General features: G+C 59.3%; 21 protein-coding genes and 1 pseudogene. 12 read left to right on the forward strand and 10 right to left on the reverse strand.

What is annotated here, in order from left to right:
* Positions 1-15: 15 nt before the first annotated feature.
* Positions 16-1,203: a flagellar hook-length control protein FliK gene (locus ACR0JF_RS14255; protein WP_170661591.1), complete on the reverse strand. Its 1,188-nt coding sequence runs from the start codon at positions 1,201-1,203 to the stop codon at positions 16-18.
* 112 nt (positions 1,204-1,315) lie between these two features.
* Here ACR0JF_RS14255 and ACR0JF_RS14260 point away from each other — a divergent pair, with 112 nt between their 5' ends.
* The 6 genes and pseudogenes from ACR0JF_RS14260 (at position 1,316) to ACR0JF_RS14285 (ending at position 5,000) form a co-directional block, all read left to right on the forward strand.
* A complete protein-coding gene (locus ACR0JF_RS14260) occupies positions 1,316-1,591 on the forward strand; it encodes a rod-binding protein (protein ID WP_170661590.1) in 276 nt (91 codons plus the stop codon).
* Positions 1,581-1,937: a flagellar biosynthesis protein FlgN gene (locus ACR0JF_RS14265; protein WP_170661589.1), complete on the forward strand. Its 357-nt coding sequence runs from the start codon at positions 1,581-1,583 to the stop codon at positions 1,935-1,937. Before ACR0JF_RS14260 ends, ACR0JF_RS14265 begins: the two co-directional genes overlap by 11 nt.
* A 207-nt stretch (positions 1,938-2,144) precedes the next feature.
* The gene (locus tag ACR0JF_RS14270) at positions 2,145-3,356 is read left to right on the forward strand and encodes a flagellin (protein ID WP_170661588.1); all 1,212 of its coding nucleotides are present in this window, start codon (positions 2,145-2,147) and stop codon (positions 3,354-3,356) included.
* Between the two features lie 77 nt (positions 3,357-3,433).
* Positions 3,434-3,811: pseudogene (gene flaF / locus ACR0JF_RS14275) on the forward strand (flagellar biosynthesis regulator FlaF).
* Positions 3,808-4,209 (forward strand): flagellar biosynthesis repressor FlbT, encoded by a 402-nt coding sequence (gene flbT / locus ACR0JF_RS14280; protein WP_170375637.1) that lies wholly within the window; start codon positions 3,808-3,810, stop codon positions 4,207-4,209. The pseudogene flaF and the gene flbT overlap by 4 nt, the downstream one beginning before the upstream one ends.
* Complete coding sequence (locus ACR0JF_RS14285) at positions 4,206-5,000, forward strand: DUF1217 domain-containing protein (protein ID WP_170661587.1); 795 nt, start codon at positions 4,206-4,208, stop codon at positions 4,998-5,000. Before flbT ends, ACR0JF_RS14285 begins: the two co-directional genes overlap by 4 nt.
* A gap of 111 nt (positions 5,001-5,111) precedes the next feature.
* On the opposite strand, the gene ACR0JF_RS14290 is transcribed toward ACR0JF_RS14285, so the two are convergent.
* From ACR0JF_RS14290 to ACR0JF_RS14300, 3 genes are all read right to left on the reverse strand, one after another.
* Positions 5,112-6,689, reverse strand: coding sequence for a DUF427 domain-containing protein (locus ACR0JF_RS14290; RefSeq protein WP_170661586.1), 1,578 nt, complete (start codon positions 6,687-6,689; stop codon positions 5,112-5,114).
* A 73-nt stretch (positions 6,690-6,762) separates the two neighbouring features.
* Positions 6,763-7,464, reverse strand: coding sequence for a winged helix-turn-helix domain-containing protein (locus ACR0JF_RS14295; protein ID WP_170460025.1), 702 nt, complete (start codon positions 7,462-7,464; stop codon positions 6,763-6,765).
* On the reverse strand, positions 7,436-7,723 hold the full coding sequence (locus ACR0JF_RS14300; protein WP_170375633.1) for a hypothetical protein: 288 nt from the start codon (positions 7,721-7,723) through the stop codon (positions 7,436-7,438). Before ACR0JF_RS14300 ends, ACR0JF_RS14295 begins: the two co-directional genes overlap by 29 nt.
* A gap of 176 nt (positions 7,724-7,899) precedes the next feature.
* On the opposite strand from ACR0JF_RS14300, the gene ACR0JF_RS14305 reads away from it, so the two are divergent.
* The 4 genes from ACR0JF_RS14305 to ACR0JF_RS14320 all read left to right on the forward strand — a co-directional run bounded on the left by ACR0JF_RS14305 (position 7,900) and on the right by ACR0JF_RS14320 (position 11,825).
* Positions 7,900-8,367: a hypothetical protein gene (locus ACR0JF_RS14305; RefSeq protein ID WP_170661585.1), complete on the forward strand. Its 468-nt coding sequence runs from the start codon at positions 7,900-7,902 to the stop codon at positions 8,365-8,367.
* 108 nt (positions 8,368-8,475) lie between these two features.
* On the forward strand, positions 8,476-9,093 hold the full coding sequence (locus tag ACR0JF_RS14310; RefSeq protein ID WP_170661584.1) for a ribonuclease HII: 618 nt from the start codon (positions 8,476-8,478) through the stop codon (positions 9,091-9,093).
* Positions 9,094-9,200: 107 nt separating this feature from the next.
* Positions 9,201-10,304, forward strand: coding sequence for a site-specific DNA-methyltransferase (locus ACR0JF_RS14315; RefSeq protein WP_170471442.1), 1,104 nt, complete (start codon positions 9,201-9,203; stop codon positions 10,302-10,304).
* 138 nt (positions 10,305-10,442) lie between these two features.
* A complete protein-coding gene (locus ACR0JF_RS14320) occupies positions 10,443-11,825 on the forward strand; it encodes an adenylate/guanylate cyclase domain-containing protein (RefSeq protein ID WP_170661583.1) in 1,383 nt (460 codons plus the stop codon).
* Positions 11,826-11,903: 78 nt separating this feature from the next.
* On the opposite strand, the gene ACR0JF_RS14325 is transcribed toward ACR0JF_RS14320, so the two are convergent.
* Positions 11,904-13,040: an alkane 1-monooxygenase gene (locus tag ACR0JF_RS14325; RefSeq protein ID WP_170661582.1), complete on the reverse strand. Its 1,137-nt coding sequence runs from the start codon at positions 13,038-13,040 to the stop codon at positions 11,904-11,906.
* Between the two features lie 64 nt (positions 13,041-13,104).
* Positions 13,105-14,157, reverse strand: a complete 1,053-nt coding sequence (gene mutY, locus ACR0JF_RS14330; protein WP_170661581.1) for an A/G-specific adenine glycosylase — start codon at positions 14,155-14,157, stop codon at positions 13,105-13,107.
* 81 nt (positions 14,158-14,238) lie between these two features.
* On the opposite strand from mutY, the gene ACR0JF_RS14335 reads away from it, so the two are divergent.
* Both ACR0JF_RS14335 and ACR0JF_RS14340 read left to right on the forward strand, forming a co-directional pair.
* On the forward strand, positions 14,239-14,745 hold the full coding sequence (locus ACR0JF_RS14335) for a DUF721 domain-containing protein (RefSeq protein ID WP_170375623.1): 507 nt from the start codon (positions 14,239-14,241) through the stop codon (positions 14,743-14,745).
* A gap of 13 nt (positions 14,746-14,758) precedes the next feature.
* Entirely contained in the window at positions 14,759-15,421 is a 663-nt protein-coding gene (locus tag ACR0JF_RS14340; protein WP_170661580.1) for a DsbA family protein, read from the forward strand.
* A gap of 40 nt (positions 15,422-15,461) precedes the next feature.
* Here the strand turns inward: ACR0JF_RS14340 and lpxK are convergent, their stop codons facing one another.
* Genes lpxK through ACR0JF_RS14360 form a run of 4 tightly spaced genes read right to left on the reverse strand, consistent with a single transcriptional unit; the run spans position 15,462 to position 19,815 of the window.
* A complete protein-coding gene (gene lpxK / locus ACR0JF_RS14345; RefSeq protein ID WP_170661579.1) occupies positions 15,462-16,463 on the reverse strand; it encodes a tetraacyldisaccharide 4'-kinase in 1,002 nt (333 codons plus the stop codon).
* On the reverse strand, positions 16,450-17,685 hold the full coding sequence (locus tag ACR0JF_RS14350) for a glycosyltransferase N-terminal domain-containing protein (RefSeq protein WP_170661578.1): 1,236 nt from the start codon (positions 17,683-17,685) through the stop codon (positions 16,450-16,452). Before ACR0JF_RS14350 ends, lpxK begins: the two co-directional genes overlap by 14 nt.
* Positions 17,682-18,482 carry a 3'(2'),5'-bisphosphate nucleotidase CysQ gene (locus tag ACR0JF_RS14355; RefSeq protein WP_170661577.1) on the reverse strand — a complete coding sequence of 267 codons (801 nt, stop codon included), beginning with the start codon at positions 18,480-18,482 and terminating at the stop codon, positions 17,682-17,684. The genes ACR0JF_RS14350 and ACR0JF_RS14355 overlap by 4 nt, the downstream gene beginning before the upstream one ends.
* Positions 18,469-19,815: a TldD/PmbA family protein gene (locus ACR0JF_RS14360; RefSeq protein WP_170661576.1), complete on the reverse strand. Its 1,347-nt coding sequence runs from the start codon at positions 19,813-19,815 to the stop codon at positions 18,469-18,471. Before ACR0JF_RS14360 ends, ACR0JF_RS14355 begins: the two co-directional genes overlap by 14 nt.
* Positions 19,816-19,820: the final 5 nt, after the last annotated feature.

Consider the following 19,820-nt stretch of genomic DNA (forward strand, 5'->3'; position numbering starts at 1 on the left):
GGTCAAAGCCTCATATCAATGCCACGACCCGAGAGATTTCGGGGAATAAGCGGGGAGTTTGGCGCGTCCAATTGCATCGAATGGGACGGGCCATAGTCGCTTTCCTTCGGGTTTTGCGGTATCTTCCTGCGCATCGTCCGATGTGCTTAGGTCAAACGAGATGTCGCCATATCCCAGGCTTTGGAATTCGGCCTCCAAGACGGCGAGATGTCGGCGCATCAGGTCCAGTGTTTCGGGGCGCTCGGCGGCTATGGTCAGAACCATCCCATCCTCGCGACCGTTGAGCGTGATGGAGACCCGCCCCAGTTCCTCGGGGCTGAGCGCGATCTCGATCGTACCGGAACCCGCCCGAACCTGAATCGCCGCCGCCATCTGCCGGGCGATGGCTCGAGTGATCTCAGCCTTGGCAGACTGTGTGGCTGGCTGCGCAACCGAAGCCGTGTCGCGGACGTTCTGAAGCAATGGCTCTTCGCGCGTGGCGATCCCGCCATCAGTTTCGAGAATCGCCGTGGCGGTTTCGGCATCTGCGTTCCGCACAGACGCCATCACCTGCATCTGTGCAAGGGTCGGTGTTGGTCGGGGGGGCTGAGGGGCGCTCTGAGTCGCGATTATCTGGAGCGCAGTCGTTGTTTCAGCGGGTAGCGCCGAAGCGAAGGGTTGCGCACGCTCAGTTGGAACAGACTGCCCAGCAACCGGCCTTGCAGGCAAGACTTGACCGCCCGACGCTTTGGAAGACGCCGGTTGGACTACGCTGGGTTGTGGCTGAACAGGGGAACCGCGCGTGTTTTCGACCTCGGGCCGGGGCTGTGCCGCAATCGAAACCTTATGCATTGCGCCCGAGTCGGTCTTCGGCGCCTCTATACCCTCGAGTTTCGACGGAATAGGTGCAGTTTCAGACCCTAGCGGTACCTGCGTCGCGCTCGACTCGGGCAGTGCGGTCAGGCCCTCAAACACGTGTTCTTCAGGAGCGTCGGGCTTTACCGGCCGAGGGTCTTTAAGAACATCTTCTAGGGCAGGATCCTCCGGCATGATATCCTGTTCAGTTGCGGGCTCATCCTCGGCTGCAAACTCGGATTCAGGCTGCGGCGTTTCTTCCTCAAGAACATCCTGAAAGCGCGTGGACGTCTCCGATGTGGTTTCGCGCGTCCCCGGTTTCGTGGCCGTGTTTTGCGTGGGTGTCATCAGCGTAAGAGGGTTAGGCATTTTGCTCCGGCTCCGTCGTGGTTGACGGTCAAACTGCCCAAAGGAGGTTACGTTTTTTTTAACCGCTTTCGTCTTTGATCAAGAAAGTTCGATGCAATTTTCGGAGAAGCCGATGAAAATCCCTCCCCTCCAGTCGATGCCGCCGCCGCCCTCAACCCATGACCGCCTGCAAGCCGCCGCAGTCGAGCTCGAGGCGGCGTTTCTGGCCGAAATGCTGAAATCCGCAGGCTTGGGAAAAGCACGCGATTCGTTTGGTGGCGGTGCCGGTGAGGACCAGTTCTCGTCCTTTCTTGTTCAGCAACAGGCCCGGCAAATGGCGCAATCCGGAGGCGTTGGCCTGTCTGAACTTCTGTTTCAATCCTTGATGGAGAATTCCGATGACACATGAGCCTAACCTTCTGATCAAATCACTGGAGGAGGTCCTTGATCTTGAGCGCTCCGCGCTTGTGGACGGTGATCTTGAGCGTCTCAATCATATGGTACCTGAAAAAGAGAAACTGATCGGCGCGATCAACGATCTTCAGGTGCTGAGCAGCGATGATCTGCTTCGCGTCCATCAAAAGGTGGAGCGCAATCAGGCGCTGCTGAACAGCGCGGCCGAGGGGATTCGCGCGGTGGCCACCCGCATGGCAGAGCTGCGTCGCGTGCGGCAGGAATTCAGCACTTATGGAGCCGACGGGCAACGCAACGGTTTTACCGTGCGGGGTCAGGCAAAGCTGGAAAAATGCGCATAGGGTCAGAGTTGATTCAAATGCGAAATTTCGGGTCGGGCCGCTTTAGCACTCCGTTAGGGGATCGAGGTCAAAAGTGGTGCTGCACCTGAAACATCGGGTGGCGCGACGGGCCGGACGGCGCATCGCACAGGTCAGAAAGACACCAAAGCCCGCTTGTCTAGCGGGGTGATCTTGGGAGCTGAAGCCCTAACGTAAAAGGATGGAACTATGTCCAGTATTCTGACAAACAACGGCGCGATGGTTGCGCTGCAGACCTTGAAATCGGTCAACAAAAACCTCGAGATGACCCAGAACGCAATCTCGACCGGTAAGGATGTCGCAACAGCAAAAGACAACTCGGCCGTCTGGGCGATTTCCAAAGTGATGGAGTCGGACGTCAAAGGCTTCAACGCGATCAAAGACAGCCTTTCGCTGGGTGAATCGACGGTCGCCGTTGCGCGGAACGCGTCTGAAACTGTCACCGACCTTCTGACCCAGATGAAAGAAAAGATCGTCGCGGCACAGGAAGACAACGTGGACCGCGGCAAGATCAACGATGATGTGACTGCGCTGAAGAACCAGATCACTTCGGTTGTGGGGGCTGCCCAATTCAACGGTTTGAACCTTGTTGATGGTTCGGCTGGTTCAGCATCCATCCTGGCCTCTTTGGATCGGGACAACACTGGTGCTGTGACAGCTTCTTCCATCACGGTTGCGGGTCAGAACCTGTCGACTGGTGGCTATACCTCAGCGGCGGTATTTGACGGCTCGACTGGCTCGTCGACAGCCAATGACCGCGTCGGTGCCACCATTGCTGCTGGTGCTACATCGGCAACCGCATTGGCGACCGATGAATCCATTGGTGCTTTTGCGGCGGGCGATAAGGTGGTTGTCGCTATTGATGATCAAGTTGTGTCCTACACCGTGTCTGCGGCAGATGCGGCAGCCACCACGACCGGTGACCTTGTTGCCGTTGGTTTGAAAGCCAAGATCGAAGAATTAGGCATAACCGGTCTGACCGTTGACTACGACTCGGGCACGGCAGGCACTCTGTCCGTTACGAATGGCACGGGTTCAGATGTTTCGTTCTCTGCTCAGTATGTGAACGCAGGCTCGGGTGGTCTGGGAGCGCTGACTGGCATTGACGTGTCGACCGGTCCGGGAGCAACCGCCGCGCTGGCAGCTGTTGAATCGCTGATCGACACCTCGATCGACGCTTCGGCCGCATTCGGTTCGGCCCAGGGCCGGATCGAGACCCAGAAAGAGTTCATTTCGAACCTGACAGACTCGTTTAAATCGGGCATCGGTTCGTTGGTAGACGCCAATATGGAAGAAACCTCGGCCCGGTTGCAGGCGCTACAGGTGCAGCAGCAGCTAGCCACCCAGTCGCTGTCGATTGCCAACCAGGCACCGCAGTCGATCCTGTCTTTGTTCCGTTAAATTCGGAACCTGGCCGGGGAGTGAACACCGCGCCCCGGCGCTGACTGCCTGAAGACGGCCTATTGGAAGGATTTCAAGTGACACCGCAAAGTTACGCTCAACGCGCCTATGCGCAATTTGCCGCTCCGACCCGCACGCCGCGGGACACGGAGTATGAGGCGATCTCGATGATCACGCATCGGCTCAAGGCAGCAGCGGCCCGGAAGGCAACCGATTTTTCTGGATTTGTTTAGGCATTGCATGAAAATCGGCGGTTTTGGACCGTGCTGGCGACCGGCGTGGCGGACTCAGACAACTCGCTTCCGAAAGACCTGCGCGCGCGGATTTTCTACCTGGCCGAGTTTACGGAGCAGCACAGCGCACAGGTTTTGGGGAACACTGCGACGGTAGAACCTTTGCTGGAGATCAACATGGCGGTTTTGCGCGGTCTGCGACACATGAGGGCCGCCGGATGAGTGGCCTGGTCCTGAAACTTGCCCCGAAAGAGAGGGTGTTGATCAATGGTGTAGTGATCGAAAATGGAGACCGCCGCAGCCGGTTTTCGATCATGACACCGCAAGCCAACGTTTTGCGTCTGCGCGATGCGATCCACCCGGACGAAGTCACAACACCTGTGCGCCGCGTTTGCTATGCTGCTCAATTGGTATTGTCTGGAGATATGGAGCCTGATCAGGCGCGCCAGCAATTGCTGCGAAGGGTCGAGGAACTGAGCCAGGTGTTCACGGATTCAGACAGTCGGCGTGTCCTGAGCGAAGCGACTGAAGCGCTGGTGGCCGAGCAATACTATAAATGTCTCAAATCTCTCCGCTCTTTGCTGCCACGGGAAGAGCGGCTGATGGCGTACCAACAATGACGTTCCAGCCTGTCATACCCTCTGGAGGCATTGTCGGCTGGCGTTTTTTGCAGCGGACCTATGACGCACAGCTGGAGAGCTTTACGAACTCCAGCGTCAACCAGAGGGACAGGCAGTATTTTCTGGAAAACATAAGCAAGGTTCAATCCGCCGAAGACCTTGTGTCGGATCGTCGGTTGCTACAGGTTGCTTTGGGCGCTTTCGGGTTGGAAGAGGACATCAACAATCGGTTCTTCATCCAAAAGATATTGGAGGATGGAACCAAAACCGATGATGCCCTGTCCAACCGATTGTCCGACAAGCGGTATCGCGAGTTTTCTCAAGCGTTCGGTTTTGGCCCCGGAGAGGTGCGCAAGACCGGTCTGATCACGAATATGGAGCAGATCGCCGAAGACAATCTGGTGTCCCGTTTCGAAGTTTCCGTGGGTGAGACGAATGAGACAATGCGGATTTCCCTCTACGCGCAACATGCGCTTGGTGAACTGGCTGCCGGTGACAGCAGCGCGGACACAAAATGGTTCGACTTGATGGGCTTGCCACCCTTGCGTAGCATGATGGAGACTGCGCTTGGCCTGCCATCCTCGTTTTCGCAGCTCGATCTGGACAGGCAGCTTGAGGTGTTCAAGGACCGTTTGTCGGGCTTAACCGGATCGGATGATCTGGCCCAATTCACAGAGCCTGAAGCTATTCAGAAACTGACGGATACGTATCTGGCTCGCAGTCAGATCGCGCAGTTGCAAAGCACAATATCACCGGCGCAGACCGCTTTGATTTTGTTGGGTGCGGGCTAGAGTCGGTGCTTTTTGCACCAATCGTCAGGGTGGTGGAATGGGACCCAATCTAGCCTGCGCATCATATGGTCGAACCAAATCAAACGCTGCGAGCTTGATAATTCGCCGAGGTTAAGCTGGACCACCGACCTCAACATCAGCCGCCGTTCGCAGGGCAAAACACGTGACTGGCTGGGACACGTTGCGCAGTTTGATGTCGCCGAGTGGGATTGCATTGCAGCATGCGGGCTCAATGTCTTGCGAGACGACAATGCGGTAACCGGTCGACTTGCTATGCTCACCCAGACGCGCCGCAACGTTGGCGGCTTGTCCGATAACGGTGAAATCCAACCGTTCACGCGAGCCGACATTGCCATAGGTCACCCGGCCATAGGACACGCCGATTGAGCAGTCGCAGTGGATATTAGGATCCGCTGAACGCAGTTCGGCGAGTTTTTCAACGATTTCCGTTGCCGCCTGTTGGGCATTCGCGCGGGCCTGCGCGGGTTCTTCGCCCGCTGGGAAAACGGCCAGAACGGCGTCGCCGATGAATTTCAGAACCTCGCCCCCGTTTTCATCCACGATACCCGAGACCGTCTCAAAGAACTCGTTAAGCAGATTGATATAGGCATCCCGGTCAAGGCTCTCCTCCAGGCTGGTCGAGTTGCGCAAATCGCAGAACATGATGGCTGCATCAATCTCATCCCCGTCGCCGCGCCGGATCTCTCCGCCCAGCACGCGCGCGCCTGAGCGTTTGCCAACATAGGTTTCCAGCAGAACTTGCGCATTTTCGCGCTGCATAAACACCTCGTAAAAACGGGCGATCACGGCGGAGCATTCGAACACCAGCCCTAGGTTCTCTGTCGTGAACCCATCGGGATGATCGCAGCTGAGCGTTAGTACGTTTGTTCGACCGTCCGAGAAGGGCAGCGGCATGGCGACATAGTCCGTGGCCCCTTTTGCCCGTAGATCCTCGATGATGGGAAAGCTGTTATGCGGGTTTTCGTCATTTACCCTTTGGCGCACGCCGCCCAATCCGTTCGAGACATGGCGCAAAGGGCTGTTGATGAATGCGGGGTGGTCGTAGATTTCATAGGTGGGCGCGCGGGTCAGGATCTCATCCTCACCCTTTTCCCAAATGAAGTGTTTGCCTGCGATCAGGGGGTGCAAGGACCATGCCAGAATGCTGAGGCGCTGGATCGCTATCCCGTGTTCCAGCATCTTTTCGGCCAACGCCTTGGTGAACGCTTCTGGTGTATCCGACAGGGACGCCCCACGCATCAGCCAGTCGATCAGCGGACCGCTGATATTGGTGTTTTCGGTGTCGCGTAGTTGGTTCTTACCCAGGTCGATATCCGTATAGGCACTGGGCATAAAACCGATATGCCCCCGAATTGCAGCGCTCTCCGGCAGGGCGTCGTCATAGGCCCATACCGAATTGGCCAGGCGATCTCCGGGCAGATTTATATCGTGATAGGTGGCGGTTCCTTTGAAAGGGCAAAAGGTCTGCAGGCCGGTTTCACCGCTCAGGTCGACGCAAACATCCGCACGCGGGACGTAGATTGTCGGTGGTAGCCGGGTTTCATACATCACCTTGGCATTCCGGCTTTCGGCCAACAGGATGCCATCGCGAAAAATCGCGACCCTGTCGGACAGATGTTCTACCGAGATATCATAGCCGTTGGATTTTGGTGTGGTGTGGACGTTCATCGCCATCCCTCCCTTGCCCGGGGTCTCTATAGAATGGGCGTTTTGGTCGGGCATTCCAAGAGGGGCGCGGATTCTAAACCATCTGGATGACGTCTTTTTCGATCGAAAGCATATAGCCCTTCTTGGCGATATTCTTGACCAGCAACTCACTGACCATCTGATTGCCCAAGGCGTCGCGCAGCCGTTTGATACGGGTAGCGCCTGCGGCCTCGTCACAATCGGCAGCATCGCGACCCGAGATCGTCGCCTCGATCTGCGCGCCTGACAGGACCTCATCATCCAATCGGGATTCCGCCAGCACCGAGAGGGTCTCCATCGCCGCTGGGGTCAGTTTGAAATCCATGTTGTTCAGGTAGACGGTGTTCTCCTCGCGACTGATCAGCAGGGATGTCACCTGAATGCCGGTGCGTTCGATCTGTGCCATGCGCCGGTTCAGCAGTGCAAGCATCACCAGAAACACGAGGGCCGAGATCATCATTGCGCATGCAAAAACCAGCAGCACGTAAATCACCATGCGGTAGCTGGACAGCGTATCGGCAAAGGCCGTCCCCGATTGGGCCAGAATCTCAAGCAACCGGATTTCGGTTTGTGAGGTCAGATCTGCCTCGACAAACAACCGTTCGACGCGGGCGTTGAATGCGTTGGCATCGGGCAGTGTCCAGAACAGGAACAGCGCGGCGGTGATCAGGATCACGACAATGGCGGCAATGCCCAGACCGACAAGGCGCACGCCCGAGCGTCGCGCCTCAGAAACGGAGATAGAATTTTCCGGCATTGGCCTTCCTTTGATCCAACCCTTCCGGCCCGAAGACGGACTGGACATTCAGCAGGGTCCACCCTGAACCGCTGAGGCGCTGGGCGACTTCACTCGTTGCCTGACCCTTGTCGCAGGACGAAACCTGCATCACGCCGTAGTGCAGGCGCAGCGGGTTGTCCTGTTTGGCCTTGTAGTCGGCATAACATTCTGCGGCCAAAGCCACCGGGGCCACCGATATCAGCGCAGCTGCGACCAGAGAAGAGAAGATCTGTTTCATAAGCTGCATCCTGCGCATGGCTTGGGCTGATATTCAATGACCAAAGGGGTTTGCGGTGCCTGATATCCAATAGCACGGGGCCGATATTGCTTGTCTGAGGGGGGTGGACCCAGTGTTGAGGCATCAAAGACGCGGTCCATCACGGGGTCGCCCAAATCTCGGAAAGGACAGGCATCATGCATAAGAAATTCATCGCTCTGATCATCGCGACGGCTATGGCGATAACCGGCGTGTCGGCCTCAAAGGTGCGTGCTGCGGATACGGGGGACATCCTCGGGGGGCTGGCTGCGATCGCGCTCATTGGCGCAGGGGTGCATTACTACAACAAGGAAAAGCGCAAGGATCGTGAGAAGGCCGCGCGACAGTACAACCACGTGCAAACCGCGCCTCAGGTCAAGCATACCAAGGTGAAGCCTTTGCCCAGACACGTGGCGCGGTATGACTTGCCGCAACGCTGCCTGCGCCAGCATGACAATTATGGGCAGCGTCCGTTGCTGGGAACAAAGTGCCTAGACAAACACTACAAACATGCCAACAGCCTGCCGCAAGAGTGCAAGGTCGGGTTCTGGAATGGCAACAAGGTGAAGCAGGCGTATGAACCTGCATGCCTGCGCCATCACGGATACCGCGTCGTTTACAAGTAACACGGTCGAGCAGGAGTGGTGCGAAACAGCACCGCGCTGAGAGAGGGTGGCGCAAGCTGCCCTCTCTTTTTTGTTGCAGTAGCTGTGAAAACGCGGTTTTCCGAAGGGATGACAAAACCGACTTATGAACTCGAACAGGGGCTGCACGCGCAGGACCATATCCGGATTGCAGGCGTGGATGAGGTCGGGCGCGGCCCGTTGGCCGGACCTGTGGTTGCCGCCGCCGTGATCCTGAACCCAGACGATATTCCCGAGGGGCTGAACGATTCCAAGAAGCTCTCGCTCAAGCGACGCACAGCGTTGGAGGCCGAGTTGCGGGACCGGGCCGAGATCGCCGTGGCCGAGGCCTCGGTCGCCGAGATTGATGAGCTCAATATCCTGCGCGCCTCGCATCTGGCCATGGTTCGCGCGGTGCAGGCACTGGAACCAGCGCCCGATTACCTTTTGATCGACGGGAACATGATTCCCAATGACCTGCAGATCCCGTCCGAGGCCGTGATCAAGGGGGATGGCAAATCTGTGTCGATTGCGGCAGCTTCGATCATCGCGAAAAACTGGCGCGATCAGCTGATGGTGGATTTAGCGCAACAGCATCCCGGCTACGGCTGGGAGGCAAACGCCGGATATCCGACAAAACAACACCGCGAGGCGCTGCAAAATCTTGGCGTGACCCCACATCATAGGCGTTCGTTCAAGACGGTACACAATATCTTGTATCAAGAGTAAATCGTAAGTTGCTGATTCAAAAAAGAAATTGACGGCGAATCGTCTTTGACTCATCCTTGTCTCAACCAAATGAGCGCAAAAGCGCCGTGGATACTTGAGGCAGTGATATGACAACGACCACCAAAAAGGGCGCAAAAGCGCTCCCTTTAAACACGATTCTATCTGGGGACTGCATCGACGTGATGAACAGTCTGCCCGAGGCGTCGGTTGATCTGATTTTCGCGGATCCGCCCTATAATTTGCAGCTGAAAGGCCAGTTGCATCGCCCCGATAACAGCCAGGTGGATGCGGTCGACGATCACTGGGATCAATTCTCAAGCTTTGGTGCTTATGACCAGTTCACGCGTGAATGGCTAAAGGCGGCTCATCGTTTGCTCAAGCCGAACGGCGCAATCTGGGTGATCGGCTCGTACCACAACATTTTCCGCGTGGGCTCGGCCCTGCAGGACGCGGGATATTGGATTTTGAACGACGTCGTATGGCGCAAGTCGAATCCGATGCCGAATTTCCGCGGTAAGCGATTCACCAATGCGCATGAGACGATGATCTGGGCCTCGAAGCGCGAAGGCGCAAAATACACGTTCAACTACGAAGCTCTGAAAGCGCTGAATGAAGGCGTGCAGATGCGCAGTGACTGGGTTCTGCCGATCTGCACCGGGCATGAGCGCCTCAAGGACGAAAATGGCGACAAGGCGCATCCGACACAGAAGCCCGAGTCTCTGTTGCACCGCGTTCTGATTGGCTCGACCAATCCGGGTGATGTGATCCTCGATCCGTTCTTTGGCACTGGCACAACGGGTGCCGTCGCCAAGATGCTAGGCCGTGAATTCATCGGCATCGAGCGCGAGGAAAGCTATCGCAAAGTGGCCGAGAAGCGGATCTCGAAGGTGCGCAAATTCGACCGCGAGGCACTGGAGGTCAGTGCCAGCAAACGCGCCGAACCGCGTGTTCCTTTCGGCCAATTGGTCGAACGTGGGATGCTGCGCCCAGGCGAAGAGCTGTATTCGATGAACCAGCGCCACAAGGCCAAGGTTCGCGCGGATGGAACGCTTGTAGGCGACAATGTCAAAGGCTCGATCCATCAGGTTGGCGCACATCTTGAGAACGCCCCCTCCTGCAACGGCTGGACTTACTGGTGCTTTAAGCGCGATGGCAAAACGGTGCCCATCGACGTGCTGCGCCAGCAGATCCGGGCCGAGATGCACAACTGATATCACGAAAACCGCCGGTGCCTGTGGCCTGACACAAGGCACTACGCCTTGCCCCGCCGTTCTCGGCGGGGTCTTTTGTTTTCCAGCCAGAGGTGATTGCATGGTCGCGTCGCCAGCACCGCCTCAGAGGTTCCTGTCATGAGCGAGATAACTGCCAGCCCATCCAGACTGGAACGGTTCGCCGTTACGCAGCCGGATGTTGTAGATCTGGACAACAAATACACCGAAGCAGCAATGCAACGGCACAAGCAAGAGGGTCTGGAACTGGCCGTCCGCGCCCGCTGGATCGCTATGGCTTTGACCGGCGTTCTACTGATCTTTCTGAACCCGCAATGGGAGGTGTTGTGGTATCATTTCATCCTGCTTCTCATCTGCGCCAATGGCTGGTTGATCCGGCGCGCAGGGCGGGTTGGGCAATCGCGAACCGAGCTGTTGCTGATCTTTGTCGATCTGCTGATCATGACGCTTGGGATGATTGTTCCGAACCCGTTCAGCGATGATGTGCGACCGCTGGCCATGCAGTACCGGTTCGACAATTTCCAATATTTCTTCATTATTCTGGCCGCAGGCACGTTGGCCTATTCGTGGCGCACGGTTGTCGCGATTGGCTCCTGGACGGCACTAATTTGGACGGCGGGTTGGATCATCGCTTGGTGGGTGGCCACGCCGATTCCGGGAATCAGCCAGAAAGTGGCCGCGGCTCTGCAGGGCTATCCGGACGTCGCTGAGCTGTTGGATCCCAACAGTTTCGATATCCCGCAGCGTATTCAGCAGGTGATCGTGTTCGTCATGGTTGCGGTGACGCTTGGTGTTTCAATGCGACGGCTAAATCGCTTGTTGATGAGCAATGCAGGGCTAGAGCGGGAGCGGGCGAATCTATCGCGTTACTTCTCGCCCAATGTGGTCGATGAGCTCAGCCAGAACGACGAGCCGCTTAAACAGGTGCGCAAGGCGGATATCGCGGTGCTGTTTATCGACATTGTGGGCTTCACGAAATTTGCAGCCGGACGGGACCCTTATGAAGTAATTGAGGTGTTGCGCGGGTTTCATGCTCGGATGGAGGCCGAAGTGTTCCGTCATCATGGCACGCTGGACAAATATCTGGGGGACGGGCTTATGGCAACGTTTGGCACTCCGGTCGCAACGCCTTTGGACGCGAGCAATGCGCTGGGCTGCGCGCGTGCAATGGTTGGCGTCATCGACGATTGGAACCAAGAGCGGCTTCGCGCGGGGGAGCATGATATCCATGTCGGGATCGGCGTGCATTTTGGTTCTGTCGTTCTGGGGGATATCGGGGCCAACCGGTTGGAATTTGCCGTGATTGGAGATGCGGTGAACGTCTCGGCCAAGCTGGAGGCGATGACTCGTGATTTTCACGCCCGGATCGTGGTCAGTGATGCGTTGCGGGAGCAGGCGTTGCGCGAGAATCCGAATGGTAGAGCGTTGATGGATGGGTTTCAGAAACGCCAGGGTCAGACCGTTCGCGGTGTGGAAACCTCTATGGATATCTGGGTGTTGTGAACGGCTCCCGCCTGTTTGGGCAGCATCAGAGATGCAGCCCCTCCAGTTGGGCCGGGCAGCGCGCGGTGCGCGCTGCGGTCACGCCCTTGGGCCGGGGTTCAGTGCCTTGTTGTATGGGTGCCAATCGGTGATCTCGGGGTAATAGTGCTGCCGCCAGGCGCGGACTCGCGGGTTCATGACGCGGCGCCACAGCGGTGGGATCATCGCGGCGATCGTCATCACCGGGTAGCCGTAGGGCAATTGCGGTGCGTCCTCTTGCGCGTGGTTCTGCAGCAGCGGGAAGCGACGATTGGGTTTGTAGTGGTGGTCCGAGTGGCGCTGCAGGTTGATCAGCAGCCAGTTCGACGCTTTTTGTGAGGCGTTCCACGAATGCCGGGGCAGAACGTGTTCGTATTTGCCCTCGCCCAAATGTTTTCGGGTCAGCCCGTAGTGTTCCACGTAGTTGACCAGCTCTAACTGCCAGATCGCGACGCCCGCTTGCAGTAGGAACAGGGCGAGGCCGGGCCAACCTCCGATCAGGGCGGCGAGGATCAGCATGCCGGTTTGCAGGGCCCAGTAGCGCCAGAACGGATTCGAGAGGTAAGTCCACGGTCGGTCCTTTCGGGCAAGCTTCTCCCGCTCGGCCCGGAAGGCCGAGATCAGGCATTGCCAAAGGACACGGGGGTAGAAGCGGTGGAAACCTTCGTTGTAGCGCGCCGTCACCGGGTCGCGCGGAGTGCCGACATGACGGTGATGGACTAGTAGATGCTCGGACCGGAAATGAGAATAGAGGACCATCGCGAGAAGGAGATCGCCTAGCCAACGTTCGGACCGCGATTTCTGGTGCATCAGCTCGTGACTGTAGTTGATGCCGATCGTGCCTGAGATGACGCCCATGCCGAAGAACAGCCCGATCTTCGACCAGCTCGACAAGTGATCGCTATGGGTTGCGTACCAGATCAGGCCAAACAGCGTGACGAATTGGACAGGCACCCAGAGCTTGGTCAGCAGGATGTACCAATGCAGCGCATCATCGGGGGTTTCAGGGTCGGCGTTTTGCAGGTTTAGGCCGGTCAAGCGGTCCAGAACCGCAAAGGCCCACCATGTGGAGAGGGGGATCAGCAAAACCCACCAACCCCCCGCAAAGGCCGTTGCCCAGATCAGCGGGATCAACTGGAAGGACACCCAATAGGGCAGAGCGGCTTGCCAGCGCGAAAGGGTTTGAGTCGCGATCATCCATAATGCTCCGAATAGGCAGATGCACCCTAGCCGGACGGCTCGGGCTTGCCCAGCGGGCTTATTAACCCCGCCACAGGTCGTAGGCTTTGCGCATCACTGTCGGCAGGTCGCTAGGCTTGAAGTCATGCTTGGGCAATAGGGTCAGCCCGTCGGGTTCGGTGCCCTCGGGCAGCGGTGCGGTCCAGATTCGCAGCACCAGATGGAAATGCGTGAAGGTGTGGCGCACCTCGCTGTTCAATGCGCGCCACTCTGCCGAAAACGGAGGGGCCTCGGGCGGGGCCTCGGACCAGTCCGAGCCAGGCCAGCCCAACATACCACCTAGAAGACCCTTGTCGGGGCGGCGTTCCAGCAGGAACGCTCCGTTTGAGTGTTGCGCAATGTAGACATGGCCGAATCGCGTGGGTTTCGGCTTTTTGGGCGATTTCTTCGGCAGCTCCGGCTGCGTGCCTGCAGCGCGGGCAAGGCAGGGGGTCTGCACGGGGCAGATTCCACAGGCTGGGGATTTGGGCGTGCAGATTGTGGCTCCCAGATCCATTACGGCCTGTGCGTAGTCGCCGGGTCGCAACTGTGGTGTCAGCGCGGCGGCTTTCTCTTTTAGAACAGGTTTTGATCCGGGCAAAGGGTCGTGAATGTCGTAGAGCCGAGCCATCACCCGCTCGACATTGCCATCCAGCACAGTTTCGGGCCGGTCAAACGCAATGGCCGAGATCGCGGCGGCGGTGTAGGGGCCGATCCCCGGCAGGTCCAACAACGCGTCATAGGTGTTGGGGAACTGTCCTTCGTGCTTGTCGGCCACTATACGAGCGCATTTCAGCAGGTTGCGCGCGCGGGCATAATACCCGAGGCCCGCCCATTCCCCCATGACCTGATCATCGGGGGCGGCGGCCAGCGCCTGCACGGTCGGCCAGCGCGTTGTAAAGCGGGTGAAATAGTCCCACACGGCGACGACGGTTGTCTGTTGCAGCATGACCTCGGACAACCAGACCCGGTAAGGGTCCGGCAGCACGCCTGCGGCGCGGTCGGTTGGGCCAACACGCCACGGCATCTCGCGCGCGTGGCGGTCATACCAGTCGAGCAATTCAGCGCTCAGGTTAAATTCGGGGCTGTCACGCAAGTTTTATCTATCTCACTGTCGGGTTTCGCTGGCGCCTGCTGGCCTGCCTACTACAATAGCGGTGCAGGAGTTGGAAACCAGATGCAGCGCAGACGTTCTTCGACCCGCGGGTTCAAACGCACCGCGACATTGCTGAACGATCAGATCAGGCGCGCCGGCGAAAGCCGGGGCTTTGCCGTGTCGCGCCTTCTGACCCACTGGGCCGAGATCGTGGGCCAGGACACTGCCGCCATCGCAAGACCCGTGAATGTGGGCTATGGCAGGAACGGGATGGGGGCGACCCTGACCGTGCTGACAACCGGGCCGCAGGCCCCCATGCTGGAAATGCAGAAAGAACAACTACGCGGAAAGGTGAACGCCGTTTACGGCTACAACGCGATCAGCCGTGTGCGCATCACCCAGACCGCTCCGACCGGATTTGCCGAGGGGCAGGCCAGTTTCGACCACAAGCCGAAACAAGCGAAACCAGAGATCAAACCTGAAATCATGGCCGAAGCGGGCAGAGTCTCGCAGGATGTGCATGATGAAGATTTGCGTGCGGCCCTTGAACGTCTGGGCCGCAACGTTTTATCCAAGCAGAAACGCTGAGAAAGGGCTGAGAATGAGCCGTATTGCAACCGTAATCTGTGCGGCTGTCGCAGTGGCCGCTGGTGGCTATTGGATGACAGCTTCGAACACGTCTTCCGTCAATCCTCTGGTCGGCAGCGCCATCGCGCAAGAGGCCAACCTGGACACCTCTACAATCATTGAGATGGTGCAGGGGGCCGAGGATGCGCCGGTAGAGATCATCGAGTATGCCTCCTATACCTGTCCGCATTGCGCCACCTTCCATCAGGGCGCTTATAAGCAGCTGAAGAAGGACTTCATCGACACCGGCAAGGTCAAGTTCATTTATCGTGAGGTCTACTTTGACCGCTATGGTCTGTGGGCGTCGATGGTTGCGCGCTGCGCAGGGCCTGAGAAGTTTTTTGGCATTACCGATCTGATCTATCAGGGCCAGTCCGAATGGACCCGAGCCGGTGGTCCAACAGAGATCGTGGATGAGCTGCGCAAGATCGGTCGTCTGGCGGGTATCGACAATGACCAGCTGGAAGCCTGCCTGCAGGACGGTACACGCGCCCAGACTCTGGTGGCGTGGTATCAGGAAAACGCTGAACGCGACGATGTGACGGGCACCCCGTCCTTTGTTGTGAACGGCAAGAAGGTTTCGAACCAGTCCTATGAGGACTTCAAGCAACTGATCGAAAACGAGTTGGGCAGCTAAGCGCCTTTTGGTCGGCCTGTTCTCAGGCCAACCATTCCGGTCAATTGGGAGATGGGGCCGCCTTCAGGATCATCTCTGTGACCTGCTCTGGGTCATTCACTTGCAGCCGGACGGGCAGGGTGACGACCTTGTTGCGGAAGGCTTGCGGCAGGCGCACTGCGTCTTTTTCCGTCGTTACCATCTGAGCGCCTAGCAGGCGCGCCTCGTTTTCAAGCCGGGTCATCAGCGCCGGGGTCAGTGGTTGATGATCGTCGAGCGCCTCGGCACGCAAGAGCTCGGCCCCTTGCTGGCGCAGGGTCTGAAAGAATTTCTCAGGGTGGCCGATCCCGGCAAAAGCCAGAACCCGCGATCCAGCCCAGTCCATGCCGGTTTGCAACGGCGCGACAACGCCCGTCGCATGGGGCACCGTTAGCTTAGGGGCCCATTGTGCGGCGAAGACTTCTTGCGCTTGCGTATCGCCCAATGACAGAACCAGATCGGTGCGTTTCAGGCCGACCTCTACGGGTTCGCGCAGGGGACCTGCTGGCAGGCACAGGCCGTTGCCAAACCCACGCTCGGCATCCACCACAATGATCGAGAAATCCTTGGCGACCGCCGGATTCTGGAAGCCATCATCCAGAACGATCACGCTTGCGCCCGCCTCGGCCGCAGCGCGCGCGCCTGCGGCACGGTCCTTGGCAACCCAGACCTCGGCGAACATGGCCAGCAGAAGCGGCTCATCCCCGACCTGCGCGGCGCTGTGTTGGGTGGGGTCGACCCGAACCGGGCCTTCCAGCGACCCGCCATGCCCGCGCGTAACGACATGCGGCTCGTGCCATGCGTTGCGCAGCTGTTCCAGCACCCAGATCACCGTGGGGGTCTTGCCGGTTCCGCCAGCATTCAGGTTGCCGATGCAAATCACTGGCACACCCGGCTGCAGTCCAGAATTAGAGCCGACCCGTCGCGCAGTGGCCGCCGCATAAAGCCGCCCCAATGGGCTGAGCAGTCTGGCACGCAACGCCGGGCGCGCGGGGTCCGAGTTCCAAAAGTCAGGCGCGCGCATTGTGGTTACTCCGCTGGTCCAGAAGGTCCTGCAGCATGTCGACTAGCCGCTCGGCCTGAGGTGCCCCTTCGGTGATCGCCTGCCATCCCGCCAGCGCCATCCCCGCCGCGCGATCCGGGGCCAGAAGGGCGACGACCGCATCTCCAAGCTCGGTCGCGGTTTTGACCGGATGGGCGGCATCGGCCTCGGCAAGGCGGGCATAGACCGACTGATAGATATCGATATGAGGGCCATAGATAACCGCCGATCCCAGCGCGACAGCATCCAGCGGGTCCTGCCCGCCCGCGCCGCGTTCCAGCGAGCTGGCCATGAAGGACACCGGTGAAACGCGTTGCCAAAGGCCAAGATCTTCGGGCTCAGAGCTGACAATCACCTGCGTCGTGTCCTCGATAGGGCCGCCGTCATCCCAATTGGAACAGCGCAGATCCATGGTTTCAAGCCGTCGCTGTAGCGGCGCGGCCTCGGCCCGATCCGCAACGTGTAAGATCAACGCCAATCGCGGCAGAATGCGAAGCGCCTGCCGATGCGCACTGAGGACCGAGATGAACTCTTTCGCCTGAACCCGAGCCGCCAGCCAGACCGGACGTCCGGCGAGGGCGTGGTTGGTCTCGATCAATTCGTCCTCAGGCCAGGGTGAGGGGTTCGGGCTGAACTGCAGCGGCGGCGCTTTGCGCACTTTGGAGGAGGCAACCCCCATTCGCCGGATCTGGCGGGCCGTTTCGTCGGTGGTGGTGAGTATATGTTCGAAGCAATCGAACGTATATCTGCTGATATCCGGCAGCCACCGCGCATTGCGGGACAAGACGACATCCAACTGCGCCTCAATCAGAAGCATCGGGATTTTGCGCTCTTCCGCGCGGGTGATGATGCTGGGCATCAATCCCCCTCCAACCCACAGACCCAGATCGGGTTTCCAATGGTCCAGAAAAGCCCGCGCTGCGCCGGTTTGTTCGGCGGGCAGGTTGACCATGTGAAAGGGGCTACCAGTCCAGCGGCTCAGGTCGATCTCTGGCGGGGCGCTCAGCAGAATCGACAGGCCGGGTCGGGCCTGTTGCAGTCTGAGGCAAAAGTCACTGATCGCACGCAAGCGGTCGCGTGTTGCGATGTGAACCCAGACAAGCTCTCCGTCTGGGCGGGGCTGATCCGGTCGGATGCTTTGCTGTGCACCCACCCAGGACAGGACCCGGTAGGCCGCAAGACTCAGAGATCGCGGTTTGCTCATGGGGCGATGCCAGGGCCGTTCGGATCAAGCCGGGACGAAAGCTGGTTGTGGATATCCTGCGCCGCGGCGAGAACGCCGTTTAGCCGTGGCTGCGCGTTGTTGAACCGCAGGGGCTGGCCTGCGCGATCAGTGCAGACCCCTCCGGCCTCGCGAATGATCAGGTCGCCCGCCGCGATATCCCATTCCCAACTGGGCCGTAGGGTCAACATGCCGTCAAAACGCCCCTCGCCGACCAGGGCCATGCGATAGGCTAGCGACGGGCGATAGGCACGGTCAAACTCCGGCACGTCGCCATCGCGCCAATGGTGGCTGTTCATGTTGGGTTTGGCGGCCAGAATGGTAGCCGCGCTGAGGGCTGAAGCCTCCGAGGCGCGGATTGGCGCACCGTTTAGGGTGGCGCCCTGACCTTTCGCCGCCGCATAGAATAGGTCGCGCAGGGGCAGGTAGATCACGGCGGCGGTGACTTCTCCGTGCTCCGTAACGGCCAACGAATGTGCCCAGGTGCGCGAGCCTTCGGCAAAACTACGGGTGCCGTCAATTGGGTCGATGATGAAGGCGCGGTCCCGCGACAGGCGCTCCGGACTATCCTCGGTCTCTTCGCTGAGCCAGCCATAGTCGGGCCGCGCCGTGGGCAACATCTGTTCCAGCATTTCGTTGACGGCCAGATCGGCCTCGGTCACCGGTCCGGCACCGTCGGGCTTGTCCCAACGCTGGGCATGCGCGCCCGAGAAACGGGTTGCGATCTCTCCGGCCTTGCGTGCGGCGTCGATCAGGAGTGGCAGGTCAGTTGCCGGCAAGGGTCATCCCTTCGATCAGCACCGAGGGAACAACGCGCGACAGGTAAGGGCGTGCGTCATTGGCTGGGATGATCCGTTTCAGCATGTCGCGCAGGTTGCCCGCGATGGTGCATTCATTGACCGGATGCGTGATCTCGCCATTCTCGACCCAAAACCCGGAGGCCCCGCGCGAGTAATCCCCCGTATTGGGGTTGATCGTCGATCCGATCATCGAGGTGACCAGCAACCCGGTACCCATATCGCGCATCAGATCCGCGCGGCTTTGGGTGCCTTGGGTCAGGCTGAGGTTCCAGTTGCTGGGCGAGGGCGGCCCCGAGACGCCGCGCGCTGCATTGCCGGTTGAGGTCATGCCAAGCTTACGGGCGCTGGCCAAATCCAGCGTCCAGCCGGTCAGCACTCCGTTCTCGACAATTGCCCGGCGGCGCGTTGCCAGCCCTTCGGCGTCAAACGGGCGCGAGCCTGAGATACGTGGGCGGTGCGGGTCTTCGATCAGCGACAGATGCTCGGGCAATACCTGCTCGCCCAGACAATCTTGCAGCCACGACGCCCCTCGCGCGATCGCTGCGCCGTTGCTGGCGGCCAGTAAGTGCCCGATCAGTGAGGATGAAATGCGCTCGTCAAAGAGCACCGGAAAACCGCCCGTTGCGGGCTGGCGCGCGCCAACCTGTTCGACCGCGCGTTCCCCGGCCCTGCGTCCGATCTCCTCGGCGTCCCGCAAGTCGGCTTGGAAGGTGCGGCTGTCGCCGTCGTAGTCCCGCTCCATCCCGGTGCCTTCGCCCGAGATCGCAACGCAGGATGTTGACCGGCTGCTGCGCGCATACCCGCCCGAGAATCCGTTGGTGGCCGCCAGATGCACCCGATGTGTGCCATAGCCCGCCGCCGCGTCCGAGACTTGCGATACGCCTTGCACGGCCAGAGCAGCGGCTTCGGCCGCCAGCGCATCTTGCATCAGCGCTTCGGCAGTAGGTTCCGGGGAGGGGTCAAACAACTCAAGCGCGTCGAGATCCCAACCGTTGGTCAATTCCTCGCTGGCCGCCAGACCGGTGAAAGGGTCCTCGGGCGCTTCGCGCGCCATGGCGACGGCCCGTTCGGCCATGGCCGTCAGCGTTTCGGGACGGCTGTCCGAGCTTGAAACAATGGCCTGCTGTTTGCCCAGAAACACCCGCAGCCCCAGATCGGTGCCTTCTGAGCGTTCCGCATGTTCCAGCGCGCCGCCACGTACCTCGACCGAAACGGAGGATCCGTCGATCACGATGGCATCTGCCGCCTCGGCCCCGGCGAGGCGTGCGGCGTCAAGCAATTGCTGGCTGATTTCTTCTGGTGTGCGGGTCATGCGGC

This window comes from Ruegeria sp. BG11, from assembly GCF_056538565.1.